We start from the raw sequence: 18,720 nt of genomic DNA, 5'->3' as shown, positions 1-18,720 counted from the left end.
AGAGCCGAGCCTGGCGGCTCGGAACCCACCCCCAGCCCCTCCCTTCCAGGGAGGGGAGCATAGGAAGTTACGCCAGCTGGCAGATGTCCAGCACGTTCATGTCGGTATAGTCCTGGTTCTCGCCGGCCATTGCCCAGATGAAGGCATAGGCCTTGGTGCCCGCACCCATGTGGATCGACCAGGGCGGCGAGATCACGACTTCTTCGTTGGCAGCGACGATGTGGCGCATTGCTTCGCCCTCACCCATGAAGTGCATGACGCGATCGGTGTCGGGATTGTCGAGTTCGAAGTAGCAATAGATCTCGCTGCGGCGCTCATGGATGTGCGGGGGCATGGTGTTCCACACGCTGCCAGGCTTGAGCACCGTCAGGCCCATCACCAGCTGCGCGCTGTCGCACACACCGGGGATGACGAGCTGGTAGATGGTGCGCTCGTTGGACTCCTCCAGGCTGCCGCGCTCCAGCGCCTTCGCGTCGGCGATGCCGAGCTTGCGGGTCTGGAATTCCTTGTGGGCGGGGCAGGACGCCAGATAATAGCGTGCGCCCTGGCCGGCGAACACGACCTCCTTTGCCCCCATGGTGACGTAGAGGCAGTCCTTGTTGCCCAGCGTGAACGTCTCGCCGTCGACGGTGACGGTGCCTTCGGTCTTGCCGATGTTGACGATCGCGAGCTCGCGGCGCTCCAGGAAGGGATGGCCGGCGGCAGACGCGGGCTCCGTCTGGGCGGGCAGCTTCACGGGCTCGGCGCCCGGGGCGACCCCGCCGATCACGAAGCGGTCGGCATGGGTATAGTTGAGCACGCACTCACCTTCGCGGAACAGACCCTGGATGAGATAGCGGTCGCGCAGTTCCTCGTTGGAGACGCACTCCATCATGTCGGGGTGGGTGGCGTAATAGGTGCGTTCGAACATGGTGGCTCCTCTTGGAACGTCAGGCGGCGCGGTGCGCAGCGGAAAGTCGGGCGAACGAGGGGGCGCCGAGCGCGTGGAGACAGCGGTACGCTTCGGACGGGCGTGCTGCAACGGGCGCGCGCGTGTCGACCACCCCGGCATACCGGATCCGACGATCACAAGCTTGGCGGTTGATTGCGGCACCGGCCTCTCCCCTGCCTCTTGATGGACATGCGCTTTGGTAAGCGGTGTCAAAAGGGGATGCAAGGTGCGTGAACGACCGCACGCCGGCTGCCGTTCGTGGCACTTTACCCGGGTAAAGTGCCATTCGTGGTCAAAACATGGGTGGGGCCGCGCCGGGGATTCACATCTGAGCTCCTCTGTGCTTGGAATGTTCCCATGTTCCAGCCTGATCTCTTCGCGGTCCCCGTGGCTCAAGAGCCGGCAGCGCCGGTGCCCGCGCGGTCCATGGACCTGCCTGCCGTCCTCGAACGCCTGTCCACCTTGTGCGAGCGCCCCCGCTACAGCTTCATGGTGCTGAACCTGATCGCCCAGGCGAGCGCCCAGACCGGTGCGGCCGGTCCCTTCGTGCGGGAGGGCAATCGTCGCGTGCCGGTGCGCGATTGGCTGTGCGACGCGCTGATGCCGGTGGCCCAGCGGGATCCGCGGCGGCGCGCGATCGCCGGCAGGGTACGTGCGGAACTGCAGGCCAAGCGCGCCTTGCCCGCCGACCCGGCAGAGGCGGAGGCCGTGATCGAGAGCCAGGTGCGCAAGCGCGTGCGTCAGTCGGGCCGTACCAACGTCAGTCGGGCGGTGTCGGAGCTCGTGCGCGCTGGGCTCGTCCGGCGACATTACCAGGGCTATCGCGTCGACCACCACAACCGCGGTGCACAGCGGCAGGCAGTGTATACGGTGACGGAGGAGGCCCGGCGCGCGCTCCGGCAGGGCTAAGGAGGCGCAGGGGTGCGCCGGTCGAGCGCGGCCTCGCCCCGGGCGTGTCACCACGTCACTCGCTCTGCTTCGTGCGTCCGCCCGGCAGTTCGAAGGCTTATGGTGACCCACAGGCCGACAAGTGCGCAGAAGGCCGCTGCGGCGAAGGGAAGGGCGTAGTTCGAACGTGCCGCGATTGCGCCCGCGAGCGGACCTGCTGCACACAGCGCGGCATCGATGAACAATGCAAAGGTGCCGATCGCCGTTCCGCGACTTTGCGGCGGCACCTGTTCGATCACGATGACGCCCAGCGCGGGGAAGATCATCGCAAAGCCGAGCCCTGTGATCGCGGCACCGGCAACGGCCATCTGGGGGCTGGCGGACAGGTACAGAAGCGCCAGGCCCGCCGCTTCGACCGCGAGGAAGCGGGACGCGCTTCGCAGACCGCTCCGGCTTTCGAGGCGTGCGGCAAAAAGCATCCGCGAGGCGACAAAACCGCCGCCAAAGGCGGAAAGGGCCATCCAGCCATCCGGCCATCCGGCCGCCGCAAAGAAGAGGGTGACGAATGCCGTCACCACTCCGAACCCCATCGTTGCCAGGGCGAGCACTGCCCCGAATGGAAACACGCGCGCGAAAACGCTCCGTATCGGCATGCGAACCGCCTCTGGAGTGCGCATTGCCGGCTGGACCAGTGCGAGCGAGCAGCCGGCGATGCCGATCGACGTCAGGGCCGCACCGAGCAGCACCAGACCGCCGCGTTCGCTGAGGACTACGCCCAGCGGGGCACCTGCCGCGATCGCTGCATAGGTGGCGATGCCGTTCCAGGAGATCATCCGCGCGGCCTGTGGAGCACCGATGCGGGCGATCCCCCATAGCATGGCGCTGGTGCTGACAAGGCTTTCGCCCGCTCCCAACAGAAGCCGGCCGGCCAGCATCACGGCCAATGCCGCGACGGGTGAGGGGAACTGCAGGGCGGCGACGGTGGCGATGCCCGCGCCTGCGCAGCACAGGAACCCCAGCACGACACCTCGGCGGGGACCCGAGCGATCGATCATCGGCCCCACCAGCAGGCGGCTGGCTACCGTTGCCAGATACTGGGCCGAGACCAGGAGCCCACCGACCATCGGACCGAACCCGAGATCCAGCGCCCAGCCCGGCAGTACTGCGAGGGGAAGCCCGACCGCCAGATAGGCAAGAGCGGTGTAGCCGGCGCACAAAGGCATTCCCGGTCCGCGACATCCGCCGGTCACATCGCCGCCCCGGCTCACACCACAGCCGGACCGGGCCCGGTTTCCGCGCCGGCTTCGGCTTCGCCGATCCGCGGCAGGAGCAGATGGAGGATCAGGAGCGCGATCAGATAGGCGCTGCTCGCCCAGACGAACACCGGCCAATAGGATCCAAAGGACTCCAGCGCGTGGCCGACATATTGCGCCATGATCATGCCGCCGATCGCCCCCGCAGCACCGCCGATCCCCATGACGGATGCGACAGAGCCGCGCGGCACCGTGTCCGACACCACGGCGTAGAGGTTGGAGGACCATCCCTGATGCGCCGCCGCGGCGAGACCCAGGATCGCGACGGCGCTCCAAAGATGGGAAGCGCCCGTGGCGAAGAGGATCGGGATCACGCACAGCGCACAGCTCAGCAGCGCGAGCTTACGCGCGGCGTTGACGCCGAACCCCCGCTTCATCAGTGCGGACGAGAGCCAGCCGCCGCCGACGCTGCCCGCGTCGGCCAGCAGATAGATTGCGATCAGCGGGGGGCCGAACGTCTTCAGATCGAGCTGATATTGCTTCGACAGAAAGTCTGGCAGCCAGAACAGGAACAGATACCAGACCGGATCGGTCAGGAACTTGGCGATGGCGAAGGCCCAGGTCGGACGCTGCCCGAAGAGGCGGCCCCAAGGCACGCGGGCCTGCGGCTCTGTGGCGGCGTCGGCTTCGATGTAGGCGAGCTCGGATGCGCTCACCCGAGGGTGCGCGGCAGGCTGCCGATAGTAGCGGAGCCACGCGACGAGCCACAGAAAGCCGATGAGCCCGGTCACCACAAAGGCTGCCTCCCAGCCGAAGTGGATGGTCAGCAGCGGCACGACGATCGGCGTGGCGATCGCGCCGACATTGGCACCCGCATTGAGGATGCCTGCCGCGAGCGCGCGCTCGTGGCGCGGAAACCACTCGGCGACCGTCTTGATCGCGGCAGGGAAGTTCGCGGCCTCGCCCAGGCCAAGGAGGAACCGCGCGCCGGAAAAGCCGAGCGGCGTGCGCACCAGGGCGTGCAGCATCGCTGCCAAGCTCCAAAGCCCGATCGCGCCCGCATAGCCGAGCCGTGTGCCGATACGGTCGATCACCGGCCCGCACGCAAGCAGCCCAAGTCCGTAGGCAGCCTGGAACCAGAACACGATGTTGCCGTAGTCGACCTCGCTCCAGCCGAGCTCAACCTCCAGGGTGGGCTTCAGGATGCCGATGATCTGGCGATCCACATAGTTGATGGTCGTCGCCAGGAACAGCAGCGCGCAGATGATCCAGCGGACGTTGGTGGCAGGACGGGCAAGCGCGGGGGCGGGAGCTTTTGGCAACACCATCTTCTGCCTTCTTCCTGTAGTGTCGGCGAAGCCGCGGGACCGGGTGCTCGAGCGCTCAGGCGCTGGTGGCGCGGGTCGCCTTTGCCTGTGCGGTCAGCACCAGCTCGGCTGCCAGCAGCGCGCCTTCCTGGTCTTGCGCCACGGAGGTGCGCTCGACGATGTCGGTGATGAACTGCGGGCCAAAGGGAAGCGGCACCTTGGAGCAGTCGAGATAGCGCGTGCCCTTGCGATCGGCCAGGAACAGGTGGTTGCCGCCGGGCCGTCCCTCGATGTCCACGTATTTGCGCAGCTCGATATAGCCTTCGGTGCCAAGGATGAAGAGACGCCCGTCGCCCCAGGTCGGCAGGCCGTCGGGCGTGAACCAGTCGACACGGACATAACCGGTGCCGCCGTCGCCGTGCAGCATCATGTCGCCGAAGTCCTGGAACTGCGGATATTCGGGATGGGCGAAGTTGCCGACCTGGGAGGCTACGACCTTGGCGCGCTTGGTGCCGGTCAGATAGACGAACTGGTCTGCCTGGTGGCTGCCGATGTCGGTCAAGATGCCGCCGTTCCGCTCGGTGTCCCAGAACCACTTCGGCCGGTTCGGCGCCCCCAGCCGGTGCGGCGCGAGGTTCACGGTCTGGAGGACGTGACCGATGGCGCCGTCATGCACCAGCTGCCCGGCTTGTACGGCAGCGGGCACCTCCAGCCGTTCGGAATACATGATCCCGAACTTTTTGCCCGTTTCCTTGATCGCGGCGCGTACCTGGGCGAGTTGCTCCAGCGTGACGACCGCGGCCTTGTCGCCGAGGAAGTCCTTGCCGGCGCGCATTGCCTTGATGCCGAGCGGCGCGCGCAGGCCCGGGACCGCGGCGCTGCAGACCAACTTGATCCGGCGGTCCTCGATGATCTCGTCTTCCGAACGGGCGAGCTTCGCGCCGGGGTAGCGCTTCTGGAAGGTCGCGACCTGCTCCGGCACGGCCGAATAGAAGCTGGTCAGCACCCCCCCACCGCGGATCATCGCGTCGGTGATGGCGTAGATGTGGCCATGATCCATGCCGATGACGCCGAATGGCACGCGATACTTGGCTTCCGGCGCCGGGCGCGCGGGCGCACCTTCCGTCGGGGCGTCCCCGCGGGCCGCAGACTGTGCGAGTGCATCGGCAGCAAGGCCGGAAAGGCCGGCGGCAGCAGCCAAGCCGAGAAGGGTGCGGCGGTCTGTGTGGGTCACGGCGAGTCCTTGGGCAGAGGGGAAGTCTGGCAACAGAGGGTGGGGAGGATCAGACGTCAACCAAGCCGGTCGGCCAGGGCATCGCTTGGCCACGGTCCATCGCCTGTTCGCCGAGCAGCGAGGCGACGCTTGCCTGATAGGCCTGTGCGAGCAGCCCGGGCAGCGGCCTGCCGGAACGGACCGCTTCGCCGAAGCCCTCGAACTGGAGCATGGTCTCGTCATATTCGCCCCAGCCCAGGGACTCGCCCGGCGTGGTGACGGGCAGCTCCGGGAACCAGGTGGCCCCTCCGATCGGCACGGTTCGCTTGTGCCCGCGCGCCACGTCCTGGCGCATGCGCTGGAGTGCGAGCACCTTCGGCGGCACCTCGGCATAGATGCGGCCGAGTTCGGGCTCGATCGTGCCCTTGCTTCCCTGGATCTGCTCCTCGCAGCCGTAGCGCGCATTGTTCAGCAACGAGGTGTAGATGAACTTCCGCCCGCCGCTGTATTCATAGATCAGCGCGACATGGTCATAGACCTCCCGCCCGTCCTTCCAGAAGCAGATGCTGCCGGACCCGATGACGCGGGTCGGCACCCCGTCCAGGAACCAGTTGCCGACCTGTAGCTGGTGCGTGGCGAGCTCCGTCATCAGCCCCGCGGAGCTGTCGCGATACAGCCGCCAGTTGACGTGGCGGTCGTCGGCCCCGGCGGGGACCGGCCGGCGCCAGCTGTTGTTACGGTGCCAGCTGGCGCGAATCTGGGTGACTGTGCCGATCTCGCCCGCCTTCACCCGCTTCAAGGCGTTCAAATAGGTGGGGTGGAACATGCGCTGATGGCCGATCTGCAGCACCTTGCCCGCCGCCTTGGACCTGCTGACCATCGCTCCGCAGTCCGCGATCGTCCGGGCCATCGCCTTCTCGCACCAGACGTGCAGCCCGGCATCGAAGCCATCGATGGTGTGGCGCGCGTGCAGGTCTAGTGGGGTGGCGATCACCAGTGCGTCCAGCCCACCTGCGTCGAGCATGGCACGATGATCCGTGAAGGCTGGCACGCTTGCGCCGGCGATCTCGCGACCCTTGGCCAAGTTGGGAGCATAGACGTCGCACACCGCGGCAACAGTGCAGTTGCGAGTTTTTGCAATGTTGCGCATCAGCGCGCGGCCGCGATCGCCGGTGCCGATCACGCCGAGCCGGACGCGATCGCCCGCGCCGGCTAAAATTGCCGCGCCGGAGGCGGCGTTCGCAGCAGAGACGGCCCAGGGTGCGGCACCTGCGACTCCCGCGGCGGCGGTGGCCGCCAGCACGCGGTCCAGGAACGACCGACGCGTGAGATCAAGGCTTTGGTCGGTCATGCAGCGAAGGTCCTTGTGCGCTGTGGTGAATCGATCGGGCCGAGGTCGAAGCGGAAGCGGGAGTCCGACCGCCCGTGAAGAAGGCGTCCCGCCGCATCTTCATCGGCGGCGATCAGCGCGGTGCTCATGATCTCGGCTCGGGTGCCGTTGGATTCCACCGCCACCGCACAAAGCGGCGCACCGACGGGAACGCGGGTATGCGGCCGGATGATCGCGGCGCGTTCCGGCGCTCGTGTTCCGGCACCCACGGTCGCCGAGATCGAAAGCGCTTTGTCGGCAAGCTCCAGCGCCAGCAGCTCGACCTCCGGATCCTCCGGATGCGGGATCGCGAACGGCCAGCCTCCGCCCAGCGGGTGCTCGCCCATCACCGCAATCGAGCTCTCACCCAAGGTAAGCAGCGCGGAAGTCACTCCGGCTTCGCGGAGCACCCTCGTCGCGCGGTCGAGCGCGATCCCCTTGCCCAATCCGCCGAAGTCGAGCGCCAGAGGCCTGTCCGCCCTGACCCGGCGCGCATGCCGATCGAAAGCGACCGAGGTCCATGTCGTGCCCGTGCGGACGTCTGCTGCGATGTCGAACAAGCCCGCCGTCTCGGCATGGCCGTCCGCCGCGGCCTCCAGGGCATCGAACAGCAGCGCGTCGTCGACGGGGGCGGAGCGGCCCGACAGCAGCGCCTCGTTCAAGGCCGTGGCGGGCGAGGGGCGGTGGATCGTCAGCGCGTCATCTACCGCCTCGATCGCGCGCCCGGCGGCGGCGAGCGCGTCATCGTCGCCGCCGTCGAAGCGATGAAGCTCGACGCGCGTTCCCATCGCCGCAAAGCGCACGACGCCGGGCTCGATTGTCACCGGCTCAGGCCTTCAGCTCCCATCCCGGCTCATAGTCGACCGACCACAGCTTCATCGCCTCGGCATTCGAGGGGCGGCCCGTCGCTCCCTCCACGGTCAGCGCCTGGTTGGTGCGATAGGCCATGTTGCCGAGGTGGCAGATGGTGGTGCTGATGTGCGCCTCTTCGATGGGCGAGTTCAGCGACGCCGCCTTGCCGCGGATCACGTCCACGAGATTGCCCGCGTGGTAGACGTCCAGCACGCCTTCGCCCACGGTGCCAGTCGTCTCCGATGTCGCCGCGGCGCTAACGGCTCGGGTCTGCTTGCCCTCGCGATCGTAGATCTCGAACCCGTTCCGGTCGACCACGGCCGATCCCTTGGTGCCGAGCAGCAGCACGCCGCGACCGCGGCCGAAGCGCGGCATCGCATTGCCGCTTTGCCCGTCCCAGCGGATCATGCGGTCGCCCTCATAGGCGAGGTCGAGCGCCATCGTGTCGTACATTTCCCAGTCGTCGTTGGTGAAGAACTGGCGCGATCCGCGCGCGGCCACCTCCTTGGGATAGGCGAGGCCCATCAGCCAGCGCGCCACGTCGATCTCGTGCATGGCGTTGTTGCAGATCTCTCCCGTTCCGTACTGCCACACCCAGTGCCAGTTGTAGGGAACGAGATTGGATCGGTACGCCGCGCGCGGCCGCGGGCCTTGCCACAAGTCCCAATCGAGGCTGGCGGGGGGCGGGACCGGCTGGCCACGGCCGATCGGCTTGCGCGCGATGCCGTACCATGCTTGCGCCTCATAGACATGGCCGAGTTCGCCGGCCTTGATCCGCTCTGCGAGCTGCCGCGTCTCGGGACTGGAACGCTGCTGGTTCCCGATTTGCAGCTTGCGTCCGGTGCGCTTCTGGACTGCGATCATCGCCTCGCCCTCTCCGGGAGCGATGCCCACCGGCTTCTCGCAATAGACGTGGTGACCTGCGTCCATGGCGTCGGTGGCGATCTTCACGTGCGAGAAGTCGGGCGTTGCGACGGTGACCACGTCGACGAGCTTGCGGTCGAGCAGGCGTCGGTAATCTCGCTCCGTCTTGACTGGGAACCCGCGCTCGGCAGAGGCCGCGGCGCGTTTCGCCAGGACGGCGCTGTCGCAATCGACGAGGTAGGTGACGGCAACATTCGGCAGTTTGGAAAAGGCGCTCATGTGCGCCTGTCCGCGGCCGTTCACGCCCACGACGGCGACATGGACGCGGTCGTTCGCTCCCTTGATCCGCCCATAGCTGCGCGCCGACATCGCCACGCCCACCGTGGCTCCGGCACCCTTGATCATCGTTCGACGGTCGAGCATCGTTCTTCCCCCCGATCTAGAATTGGCGGATCTTGATCGAGCGGAAATCCACCCGGTCGCCGTGGTCCTGCAAAAGGATCGGGCTCTCGGCCCAGGTGCCGAAACCCTGCTGGCCGGCGAACTTGCTCCGCGCGACCGCTTGGCGGAATTCCGGCGATCCGCGTTCGAACTCGACCATCTTGAAGCCGTTCAGCCAGTGCTCGACATGGTTGCCGCGCACGACGATCACCGCGCGGTTCCACTCGCCCGGCGGGTTGATCCGCTTGCCCGGGTTCGGTGGGTCGAGAAGGTTCTGCGGCGCGATCAGGTCATAGAGGGCGGCGAGGGTGCGATTGCCGTCGCGGCCCATCTTCGCATCGGGATGCCGTGCATCGTCCAGAAGCTGATATTCGAGGCCAACCGAACCAGGGCCAGGCGCCACCCGGTATTTGATGCCGCTGTTCGCGCCGGGGGTGAGCCGATAGTCGACGGACAACTCGAAGTCGCGGTACGGGGTCGCAGTAGCGAGGTCGCCGCCACCTCCGGTGACCGAAAGCGCTCCGTCGGCGATCGTCCAGCCTTTTGCCGGAAAGCCGTCGCCCTTGATGCTGCGCCAGCCCTTGGTGCTGCGGCCGTCCCAAAGTAGCGACCAGCCCGCCTTGCGCTCGCCTGGGCTCAGCTGATTGGCGAGCCATCCTTGCTGTTCCAGCGCGTTCTCGGGAAGCGCATAGCGTGCGGGCGCCTGCGTGATCACGCGGATGTTGCGGAAGCGCACTTCCGGCCCTTTCAGCGCCTGCTCCTCGGGGATCGCGTGCACCTGGAAGGCGATGAAGCCCCGCGCGTCCGCGTCGTCGACGATGTCGGCGGCGGGGACGCCATTGACCCAGGTCCGCAGACGGTTGCCGATCGCCTCGATCCGGTAGTGGTTCCAGCCGCCGGAGCGGAAGGTCTTGCGGGCGGGATCGTTGCGCCCGAGGCTGTAGAGCCACAGGCGGCGCTGTTCATCGTACAGGCCGCCGCTCCATGCCCGCGCCGACGGATCGATCTCTGCCTGATAGCCGTGCACGACGCCGTTGCGGTAATCGGGCCGGCTCTGGCCGCGCACCATCACCCCCGAGTTGAGCAGCGGATCGGTCTTGGCGTCGAACTCCATGATATAGTCGCCATAGGTGGCGTCGGAGACGAGCCAGCTGTTCGCCTTGCCCGGCGCGGCGCGGCCGATCAGTTCGCCCCCGACCACCGTGTAGCGCGCATTCCCGCCCGTGCTGTGCCAGCCCCTCAGGCTGGCGTCGGGCGTGATGTTGCGCCACGGCTCGGCAGTCTCGGCGCGGAGGGAGGCGAGGGGTGGCGCGACGCCGACCAGCATCGCTGTCGTCCAGACGGTTGCTGCCAGCACCGCCTTGCCCACCGCGCGACGCGACTTGCTGCTGGACGCGATTGCGCTTCCGCTCATTCCGCCATCATCCTCATCCCCGGACGCGCGTTGGTCGCTGCCACGCGCTTTATGCTCCATGCGTAAAAGGCGGTCCGGCCACATGCAAGAGGCTGTCAGACATTTTAAGGAAGTACTTGTACCGTCAGACCCGCCCAAGGGGTTGACGCAGCGCGACTTCATGCGGGAAGGCCGATGCGGAAGCGGTGTCGGATCGCGCGCAGTTAGAGATCGGGAATGAACATGTCAGGCAACAATGGCGGCAAGCTGTATCGTAAGATCGTGCAGGCCATCATCGCGGACATCGGAGCTGGCGTCTTTCCCATCGGGTCGCGCCTTCCTGCCGAGCGGGACCTGACGGAGCGTTTCGGAGTGAGTCGGCCGACCATTCGCGAGGCGATGATCGCACTGGAGATGCAGGGCCTGGTCGAAGCGCGGAAGGGGTCGGGCGTGTTTGTCCTCGCCTCGACAAACGACGAGGCAGGCGAGGAATATGACATTGGCGCATTCGAGATCATCGAGGCTCGCCGCCTTGTAGAGGGGGAAGTCGCGGCGGTGGCGGCAACGGAGATCGACGACGCCCAGCTGGCACAGCTGCGTGCGCTTGTCGCTGAGATGGCGCAGGAGGATGTGGCCGCGGCCGAGGACGCGGACCGCCGCTTCCACATCGGCATCGCCGAGGCGACGGGCAACGCCGTCATCATCTCCGCGGTGACCGACTTTTGGGACCTACGTTTTCGGTCGCCGCTCGCGCGCGAGGTGCTGCGCAAGGCTGGCAGCCTGGGCACGAAGGAGCGTCTCGAGGAGCACGGTCGCATCCTGCGCGCGCTGGAAGCGCGCAATCCGGCCGAGGCGAGACTCGCCATGCGCGATCATCTGACGCGCGTGATCGACCACCTGCTCCATCTCAACGAAGCCGAGGCGGTGGAGCGCGTTCGTGCCGAGACCGCGCAACGCAGACGCGCCTTTGCACGCCGCGCTGTCTGATCAAGGTCTATGGTTCCGCTAACATTGGTCAGTTAAAACCTACATTCCAGTAAGAGAACTACTGCCGTGAACTGCCCGACCACTTGGCATCTATTGTCATACAGGTTGTGCAGTGTTACCCGACAGCAGGATTGATGCCGGCAACCGGCACATCACTGCCAAGGACGTCCATCAAGGGCGCCGGGTATAACAGGGAGAGGCGGCGTGAGGCTCAACAGCGGCAACAAGAATCGTTTGCTCGTTTCGACCAGTGTTCTCATTCCGCTCCTCACGGCCGCGATCCAGGCGCAGGCACAAACCGCTGCCGCGGGAGTGACGAGCGATGTGGGCGTGCCCGAGGCGGGGCAGGCGAACCAAGCGGCGGCTTCCACACAAGCCCCACAGGAGCCAACCGACGGCGCCCCCCAAACCGACATCGTCGTCACGGGATTCCGCGCGTCGCTCAACAGCGCCCTCAATGCGAAGCGCAACGAGACCGCGGCAATCGACAGCATCGTTGCCGAGGACATCGGCAAGTTCCCGGACTCGAACCTGGCCGAGTCCATGCAGCGTATTCCGGGCGTCGCGCTCTCGCGGGGCGACGGCGGCGAGGGGCGCAACATCTCCGTCCGCGGTCTCGGTGCGCAATTCACCCGTGTGCGCATCAACGGCATGGAAGGCGTCTCGCAGGTCAGCGGAAGCGACATTCGTGGCGGCGTCGCGAGCGGGCGCTCATTCGACTTCGTGACTTTCCCGACCGAGATCTTCTCTGCTCTCTCCGTGCGAAAGACGCTGTCTGCCGATGTGGAAGAGGGGTCGCTGGGTGCGACCGTCGATTTGCGTGCGCCCAAGCCGTTCGATCAGCGCGGTGACGACCTGGTCCTGACGGGCACCGCCCGCGGCATCTACAACGACATCCGCAAGAAGGTGGATCCGCGCCTGTCCGCGCTGGTCTCAAAGAAGTTCGGCGACACGTTCGGCGTGCTTGGAAGCATCGCCTATTCGAAGCGGCACATCGACGAATACGCCTATTCGGCGGTCGATGTCGTTCCGACGACGGTCTATGGCCTGGCCCAGCCGGCCGGCACGGCCAACGCAGGCGTGATCTTCCCGTTCTGCACGCCGGTAGGCTATGTCTATAACGGCGTTCCAACGACCAGCCCGGTGCCCGGCTATACGCAGCCGAACGGCACGCCGATCGGCGCCGACGCCAACAACTGCAGCATCAACAATCCGCGCACCGGCACGGCGGCTGCCTACGACTATATCATGAGCCGTACGGGGGTGAACGGCAAACCAGGCGGCGGCGTGTACCTGCCGCGCCTGCCGCGCCCCGTGAAGAGCAGCCAGAATCAAGAGCGCCTGGCAGGGTCGCTGACACTGCAGTGGAAGCCGACCGATGACACCGACATCTCGCTGGACGGGCTCTATTCCCGTTTCAAGGTCCATCGGCTCGACACCATGTTCGACGCGCGTTCCTTCGGTCGCGCCATTTCGAACAACGGCCAACCGCTCACCTCCGTGCGGGACATCGAAGTCGACGAGAATGGCTCACTGGTCCACGGCCTCTTCGACGGCGTCGATCTTCGCTCGGAAATGCAGGACGAGCGCTTCACCTCCACCTACAAGCAGGTGAACTTCAACTTCGACCATCGCTTTTCGGACAGCTTCCGGCTTTTCGGCTTGGCGGGGATCAACCAGTCGGTGCTCGACGTGGATCGCCTGCAGGTGGCGATCGACTCCAACGATACGCGCGACTTCTCGATCGACTTCCGCGACAATCCGGACATTCCCAAGATCACCTATGGGATCGACACGACGAATGCCGCGCTGTTTCAGTACGGCCCGCCGCTCCCCACCGGCGACCAGCGCGGGCAATTGTCGAACTTCATCCGACGCAACAAGATCACGAGCAAGACCTTCGAGCTGAACGGCGAGTGGGAGGCTGCGTCGCAGTTCACCGTGCAGGTCGGCGGGCAATATCGTACCAACAGCTACACCGCGCGGGAGCGGCAACTTGCCACCAACACGCCGCTCGAACTGCCCACCGGCGTATCCCTCTCAAGCCTCACCTTCGTGACGAGCGGGGTGGGTAAGAACCTCGACGGGCAATTGCAGGACTTCGTTTCGATCGATCCGGACAAGTTCCGCTCGGCAGTCGGTCTGGACGACTATGTCTACTGCAACCTGGAATGCGCCAAGGGAACCTATGGCGGCGTGAAGGAGACCTACGGCTCAGGCTATTTGATGTTCAAGTTCGACACGGAGAACATCCTGCCGTTTACCCTGCGGGGCGATGCCGGTGTCCGCTATGTCCACACCGGGCTGAACACCTATGGTCCGATCACCACCGCGTCGCCCCCCGGTTCGACCTACCCATCGATGTACGTGATCTCCGAGGTTAGCCGCTCCTATGAGGATTGGTTGCCGTCGATCAACCTGGCCCTGAACATCACGCCCGACCTGATCGCGCGCGTCTCGGCAGCGCGGGTGATGTCGCGCCCCTCCTATGGCCAGTTGATCCCCGCCGGTTCCGCCAACCTGTTGATCCAGACGGCCTCCTTCAGCAACCCCTTCCTGGACCCGATCCGCGCCAACACCTTCGACGGCTCGCTCGAATGGTATTTCGCTCCGGGATCGCTGATTTCGATCGCCTATTTCTACAAGAACATCGAAACCTATATCCAGACGACGAGCACCCAGGTTCCCTTCGAGGACATCGGCCTGCCGCTGAGCTTGCTGTCGGGAACGCAGCTGCGGCCAACCGACCTGTTCACCGTCCAACGCAGCAACAACACCCCCGGCGGTCCGCTGCGCGGCTGGGAAGTGAACGTACAGCTGCCGTTCCGCTTCCTGCCAGGGGCGCTCAGCAACTTCGGGGCGCTGGCGAACTTCACGCGGGTGCGCTCGAACATCGACTACATCATCTCGCCGACCCTCACGCGCACGGCTCCGCTCGTCGGCCTCTCACCGGAAACCGCCAGCGGCACGCTGTACTATGAGGACGAGAAGTTCAGCATCCGCTCCACAGTGAACTATCGGTCGTCGTTCCTCACGGCGGTGCCCAGCGGTTCGGTCGACGCGGACTCTACGTCCAACGCCAGTTCGATCTTTGTGGACGCTTCGGCGTCCTACAACATCAGCGAAAACCTCAAGCTGATCGCGGAAGTCTCGAACATCACCAACGAGACAAACCGGCTGACGGTCGACACTACGCGCCAGGACCCGCTGTACACGGCCTATTTCGGCCGCACCTACGCGCTAGCCGTCAACTTCCAGTTCTGAGCGTTGCATCGTACGGGGCCGTGTCTCGCAGGGGACACGGCCCTCTTCGGCTTAAAGCTCGGTCCGATAGCAAGGATTATGTTTCTAGGCGGGGAATACCCGGAAGTGCGTAGGTGGCGTGCCCATAGCCCCTCGCGCCATGACCAGCCAGCGTCGCGGCAAGCACGCGATCCGCCTCCATCTCACACCGGCTTCCGTCCACCACCACCAGTTGCGAAACGGGGTTCCGATCCGGGCGGACTACGACGAGATCCCCGCGTTCCACCCAGTCGAGTGTGGCTCCGGGATCAGCATGCGGCGATCTCGCACCTGGAACCCTGGCCAGCATGTGGGGGCTGCGAGGCTGGGCGGCGTGGAAGCCGCGAAAGACCGCACGCCCGGCATCGACGAAGATGCACGGCCCCGCCGGAGTCCGCTTCACCCGCAGCACGCGGGTCAGGAGCATCGCTGCCCCCGGCGGAACACCGGCGACGGGAATTCCCAACACAACAGCCCAGGCGCTTGCGCACCTCCTTAGCGCATCATCATCCATGCCGCCGGGCACGCCGGTGAGATCGACGCGTTCGACGCGATGCCCCTGCGCCCGAAGTTGGCCGATCAGCGTCCCGATCGCGGCAGGTTCCACCGCTGCGGCGGCAGAAATCGCCAGCCCGCAGAGATCGAGACCGGCCAAGCGGGAGAGGCGCTCGTACGCGGCGGGAAAAGCGGGCGGATTGGGAGCAAGACTGGCGACGCGCAGCAGCGCTCGTGCCCGGGTTCCGCGTGCGAGCGCCAGGGCCGAGAGCAGCGCGGCCTCCTCCTCCAGCTCGAGCGTGAAGCGGCCGATGCCGGCCGCAAGCGCTGCGGCCAGTGCAGCGCCGTTCTTGGCGATTCCCGAAAAGCCGATCTCAGCGGGCGCGATTTCGGTTGTGAGCGCCCGGTGCATTTCCGGACCGGAGGTTACGTCGGCGCCGCAACCCTCCGCTGCATGCCGGCGCAGCACCGCCGCGCTGGCGATCGAGCGGACTGAAAGGACATGCTGGACACGGGGTACCGGCCGAGGGGCGGCAGCCCCGAGGGCAGCGGCCGAGACGACGAGCACCGGTGTCCCCACCATTGCGGCGACGGCGGTGAGGGGCACGTCCTCCACGTGGAGCACGCCCGAACGGAACGCGCACTCCATTCGCCCTCAGCGCCGCACGCGATCGGACCGACGCTCTTGGCGGCGCATCCGCTGGGTGTGGATCGCAGCCGCCGTTTGGCAATGGCCGCGGCGCTCCGCGCGCAGGGCCACCGCCACCCGCTTGCCATGGAGCATCAGCACGATGCCGCAGATCGCTCCCAGAAAGAAGACGATCGTAAGCGGCGATCCGTCGCGGTGGAGAAAGGTGCCAGCGCAAGCGATGGCGCTCAGCAGCAGGCCCGCCGCCCGCCACCGGAGGTCACGCCCGGTCATGCCGCCCACCTGTCTGCGGCAGCGGAGCTGTCGTCGATCACGACCTTTGCGGCACGGCCAAGCGCCGTCCTGATGTCGCCGGCATCCGGCGCCGGATAGCGGTGCCAGAGCAGCAGGTCCGCCGGCAGGTCCGCCTCGTCGCCAAGTGCGGCTGCGACATCGCCGACCTCGAAGGTCACGCCGATCGCCGGGTCGCGCAAGCGGGCCGCAGAAGCGCGTGCGCGGCCGATCATCGGCGGGGAGCCATCGATCCCCCGTCCCTCGATCGCAGTGAACCCCATCGCGCGAGCCTGGAGAAGCGCGCCCAGCAGCAGCGCGCCGGCGCCGCAGTCCGCATCCACGATGCGGATGGCATGGCGCCCCTGCTCTCGCAGCGCGGCGAGGTGCGCCGTGACGGCAGCCCAGCGCGGGTCATGGCCCGCCGAACGGCGGACGGTCGGGCTGCGAGGGCCGGGCTTCGCCAGCCGGTGAACCGGGATCGGTTCTGGCGAGATGGAAAGTAGCGCGTGCATGACTGCCTCCCTCATGCCGCGCGGGCGAGCGCATGCCGTGGCGCCGGCACCGGATCGAAGGAGACCAGCGGGACCAGCGGTGCGGATGCGATCGCGATCTCTGCCCGATAGATTTCGCGCTCCTCGCGCGCATAATGCATAGCCGCTGCATAGGAGACGAAGCGGCCTTCCAGTGTCTTGCCGCTGTCTTGGACCAGCCAGTGACCAGCGCAGTCCTGGCCCACGTAGATGATGCGCCCGGGTTGGTCGGGCTCTGGAGAAACGTCCGACATCATGTCGATTGTACCTCGGTAGGACGGGCTCCATGGCCCGTCACCCGGCGATCTATGGACCGCGGCATAGCGTTTCGAGATCGTTTCCCGGCTTTCGCATAGCGCCCGCATAGCGGCGTAGCGCTGGCGCCAGTCGCGGGCCTGGAACTGCCGTTGGGCATTCGGCTCTCCTGTAGAGAAGCTCGCAGCACGGGCATGGGCCTGCGTCAGCCCCGTGTGTGGAGAGGCTCAGGATTGGACGCGTGACGAGCCGCTTCGCGCAGCGACGCCGTCCGGATCGCGCGGTCGGCCAGAAGTCGGGCGACACCATAGCGGGAGTCGAATGCGGCGGACTCGTTCAACCCGGCAGCCTCCGACACCAGGAGCACCTCCGTCGGCTTCGCGGCCGGGGGCTCCGGACGCTCGAACAACCGGGCGCCGTTCGTCAGCAGCAGGACGCCGAGGCTTGCGAGCACGAAGCTGAGCAGCCCGGTGGCGAACTCGGCCGCCTGCGCCGGGCCGCCTTGCGCCGCAACGAAGATCGCGCGGTGAAGGAGCGTGCTCGCCGCGGCGGCCGGGAGGCAGACGACGCCTGTAAGGCGTGCGGTGAGATTGGTCATGCCCTTGCCCTGTCGAGGGCTGTTTCCGCGCCTGAGCGGACCCCGTGCCAGGGCATCCCTGCCGCTGCCGTGGGTTCAGGCGTAAGCCAGGCGTTCGGCAATTCCGGCACGACGTTCGCGTTCGGGAGCAGAGCGTGATGCCATCTGTCGGCGGGGCGAGAAGGGGCGGCGCGATTGTGGCGCCAGCGCGCACTGACCCGTACCGGTGTGAACAGGCGCGGCCCCAGGAATGCCAGCGCGCCTCCCGCGCTCGCGGAAATCACGCCGAGGCCGGCGAGCAGGTACGGGATCAGGCCCGGGGCAGTTGGCGGATAGCTCGCGAGCCTGGCGATTGCCGCCCAGGCAAGGCCGCACAAGGCCACTCCGACGGCGCGAAGTCCGATGCTTGCTTTCCACGACCGATGCCACGTGCGCATGCCACATTCCCCGTTGTGGCGGCCCAGCTATCCCCCGGCGCATAGCAATTCGAGATCGATTCAAGGCTTTCGCATAGCGGGCCCATAGTGCGGCGTTCCCGATGCCCAGCGTTAGCTATCGGGCCGCAGCCGGTAGCCGACGCCGAGTTCGTTGGCGATCACGCTCCCGACGGGGCCGGGCGCCTCCAGCTTCTGGCGGAGATTGCGGATCACGATCCTCAGATATTCCACCCGCGGATCCTCTTCCCCGCTCCAGGCGGCGGCGATGATGCGCTCGTGCGTGACGACCCGCCCGATGTGGCGCGCGAGCACCGCCAGCACGTCGTGCTCCTTGCGGGTCAGATGCAGTTCCTCGCCGGCCCGGCAGACGAGGCGTCGGTCGAGGTCGATGGTGATGTCTCCGCGGCGCACCAGCTTGGGCGTCGCACCGGAGCCGCCGTGATGGCGCAGCGCGACACGCAGCCGGGCAAGCAACTCGTCGGTGTCGAAGGGCTTGGTCACATAGTCGTCGGCGCCAAGGTCGAGCGCCGCCACCTTCTCTTCCGTCGCTTCGCGTGCAGACACCACCAGGATCACGCCATTCGCCTGTTTGCGCAGCATCGGGATCAGGGTGAGACCGTCGCGGTCGGGCAGTCCCAGGTCGAGGAGGATCGCATCCGGCTCGTGTGCGCTCGCCTGCACCAGAGCCTCGCGTCCGTTCATCGCTTCCGCCACGGTATAGCCC

General features: G+C 66.7%; 17 protein-coding genes. 3 read left to right on the top strand and 14 right to left on the bottom strand.

Annotation, left to right across the window (positions count from 1 at the left end):
* Nucleotides 1-67: 67 nt before the first annotated feature.
* Nucleotides 68-910 carry a 5-dehydro-4-deoxy-D-glucuronate isomerase gene (kduI, locus tag VPH46_RS10015; protein WP_416611040.1) on the bottom strand — a complete coding sequence of 281 codons (843 nt, stop codon included), beginning with the start codon at nucleotides 908-910 and terminating at the stop codon, nucleotides 68-70.
* A 378-nt stretch (nucleotides 911-1,288) separates the two neighbouring features.
* Between kduI and VPH46_RS10010 the strand changes: the two genes are divergently transcribed.
* On the top strand, nucleotides 1,289-1,840 hold the full coding sequence (locus VPH46_RS10010) for a hypothetical protein (RefSeq protein ID WP_416610880.1): 552 nt from the start codon (nucleotides 1,289-1,291) through the stop codon (nucleotides 1,838-1,840).
* 47 nt (nucleotides 1,841-1,887) lie between these two features.
* Here VPH46_RS10010 and VPH46_RS10005 read toward each other — a convergent pair whose 3' ends face one another.
* From VPH46_RS10005 to VPH46_RS09975, 7 genes are read right to left on the bottom strand one after another with little or no spacing between them, the layout of a single operon-like run.
* Nucleotides 1,888-3,036 (bottom strand): MFS transporter, encoded by a 1,149-nt coding sequence (locus tag VPH46_RS10005; RefSeq protein ID WP_416611038.1) that lies wholly within the window; start codon nucleotides 3,034-3,036, stop codon nucleotides 1,888-1,890.
* 47 nt (nucleotides 3,037-3,083) lie between these two features.
* Entirely contained in the window at nucleotides 3,084-4,400 is a 1,317-nt protein-coding gene (locus VPH46_RS10000; protein ID WP_416610878.1) for an MFS transporter, read from the bottom strand.
* Between the two features lie 55 nt (nucleotides 4,401-4,455).
* Nucleotides 4,456-5,613 (bottom strand): Gfo/Idh/MocA family protein, encoded by a 1,158-nt coding sequence (locus tag VPH46_RS09995; RefSeq protein WP_416610876.1) that lies wholly within the window; start codon nucleotides 5,611-5,613, stop codon nucleotides 4,456-4,458.
* Nucleotides 5,614-5,662: 49 nt separating this feature from the next.
* Nucleotides 5,663-6,943 carry a Gfo/Idh/MocA family protein gene (locus VPH46_RS09990; protein ID WP_416610874.1) on the bottom strand — a complete coding sequence of 427 codons (1,281 nt, stop codon included), beginning with the start codon at nucleotides 6,941-6,943 and terminating at the stop codon, nucleotides 5,663-5,665.
* Complete coding sequence (locus tag VPH46_RS09985; protein WP_416610872.1) at nucleotides 6,940-7,785, bottom strand: FAD:protein FMN transferase; 846 nt, start codon at nucleotides 7,783-7,785, stop codon at nucleotides 6,940-6,942. Before VPH46_RS09985 ends, VPH46_RS09990 begins: the two co-directional genes overlap by 4 nt.
* A 4-nt stretch (nucleotides 7,786-7,789) precedes the next feature.
* Nucleotides 7,790-9,100 carry a Gfo/Idh/MocA family protein gene (locus VPH46_RS09980; RefSeq protein WP_416610870.1) on the bottom strand — a complete coding sequence of 437 codons (1,311 nt, stop codon included), beginning with the start codon at nucleotides 9,098-9,100 and terminating at the stop codon, nucleotides 7,790-7,792.
* A gap of 16 nt (nucleotides 9,101-9,116) precedes the next feature.
* The gene (locus VPH46_RS09975; RefSeq protein WP_416610868.1) at nucleotides 9,117-10,532 is read right to left on the bottom strand and encodes a 3-keto-disaccharide hydrolase; all 1,416 of its coding nucleotides are present in this window, start codon (nucleotides 10,530-10,532) and stop codon (nucleotides 9,117-9,119) included.
* Nucleotides 10,533-10,754: 222 nt separating this feature from the next.
* On the opposite strand from VPH46_RS09975, the gene VPH46_RS09970 reads away from it, so the two are divergent.
* Nucleotides 10,755-11,498, top strand: coding sequence for a FadR/GntR family transcriptional regulator (locus VPH46_RS09970; RefSeq protein ID WP_416610865.1), 744 nt, complete (start codon nucleotides 10,755-10,757; stop codon nucleotides 11,496-11,498).
* Nucleotides 11,499-11,702: 204 nt separating this feature from the next.
* Nucleotides 11,703-14,762 carry a TonB-dependent receptor gene (locus VPH46_RS09965; RefSeq protein WP_416610864.1) on the top strand — a complete coding sequence of 1,020 codons (3,060 nt, stop codon included), beginning with the start codon at nucleotides 11,703-11,705 and terminating at the stop codon, nucleotides 14,760-14,762.
* A gap of 76 nt (nucleotides 14,763-14,838) precedes the next feature.
* On the opposite strand, the gene VPH46_RS09960 is transcribed toward VPH46_RS09965, so the two are convergent.
* The 6 genes from VPH46_RS09960 to VPH46_RS09935 form a co-directional block, all read right to left on the bottom strand.
* Entirely contained in the window at nucleotides 14,839-15,924 is a 1,086-nt protein-coding gene (locus VPH46_RS09960; RefSeq protein ID WP_416610862.1) for a hypothetical protein, read from the bottom strand.
* 6 nt (nucleotides 15,925-15,930) lie between these two features.
* Nucleotides 15,931-16,197, bottom strand: coding sequence for a hypothetical protein (locus tag VPH46_RS09955; RefSeq protein ID WP_125961213.1), 267 nt, complete (start codon nucleotides 16,195-16,197; stop codon nucleotides 15,931-15,933).
* The gene (locus VPH46_RS09950) at nucleotides 16,194-16,709 is read right to left on the bottom strand and encodes an SAM-dependent methyltransferase (RefSeq protein WP_416610860.1); all 516 of its coding nucleotides are present in this window, start codon (nucleotides 16,707-16,709) and stop codon (nucleotides 16,194-16,196) included. Before VPH46_RS09950 ends, VPH46_RS09955 begins: the two co-directional genes overlap by 4 nt.
* An 11-nt stretch (nucleotides 16,710-16,720) precedes the next feature.
* Nucleotides 16,721-16,984 (bottom strand): hypothetical protein, encoded by a 264-nt coding sequence (locus tag VPH46_RS09945; RefSeq protein ID WP_416610858.1) that lies wholly within the window; start codon nucleotides 16,982-16,984, stop codon nucleotides 16,721-16,723.
* 203 nt (nucleotides 16,985-17,187) lie between these two features.
* Nucleotides 17,188-17,580, bottom strand: a complete 393-nt coding sequence (locus tag VPH46_RS09940; protein ID WP_416610857.1) for a hypothetical protein — start codon at nucleotides 17,578-17,580, stop codon at nucleotides 17,188-17,190.
* 527 nt (nucleotides 17,581-18,107) lie between these two features.
* Nucleotides 18,108-18,720: response regulator transcription factor (locus VPH46_RS09935; RefSeq protein ID WP_416610855.1), on the bottom strand; the 613-nt coding region annotated here is incomplete at its 5' end.

Source organism: Sphingomonas sp. MJ1 (PH-R8), assembly GCF_048058635.1.
GTDB lineage: Bacteria > Pseudomonadota > Alphaproteobacteria > Sphingomonadales > Sphingomonadaceae > Sphingomonas.
The sequence above is the reverse complement of the archived record's forward strand: the minus strand, read 5'-3'. Positions and strand labels throughout refer to the sequence as shown.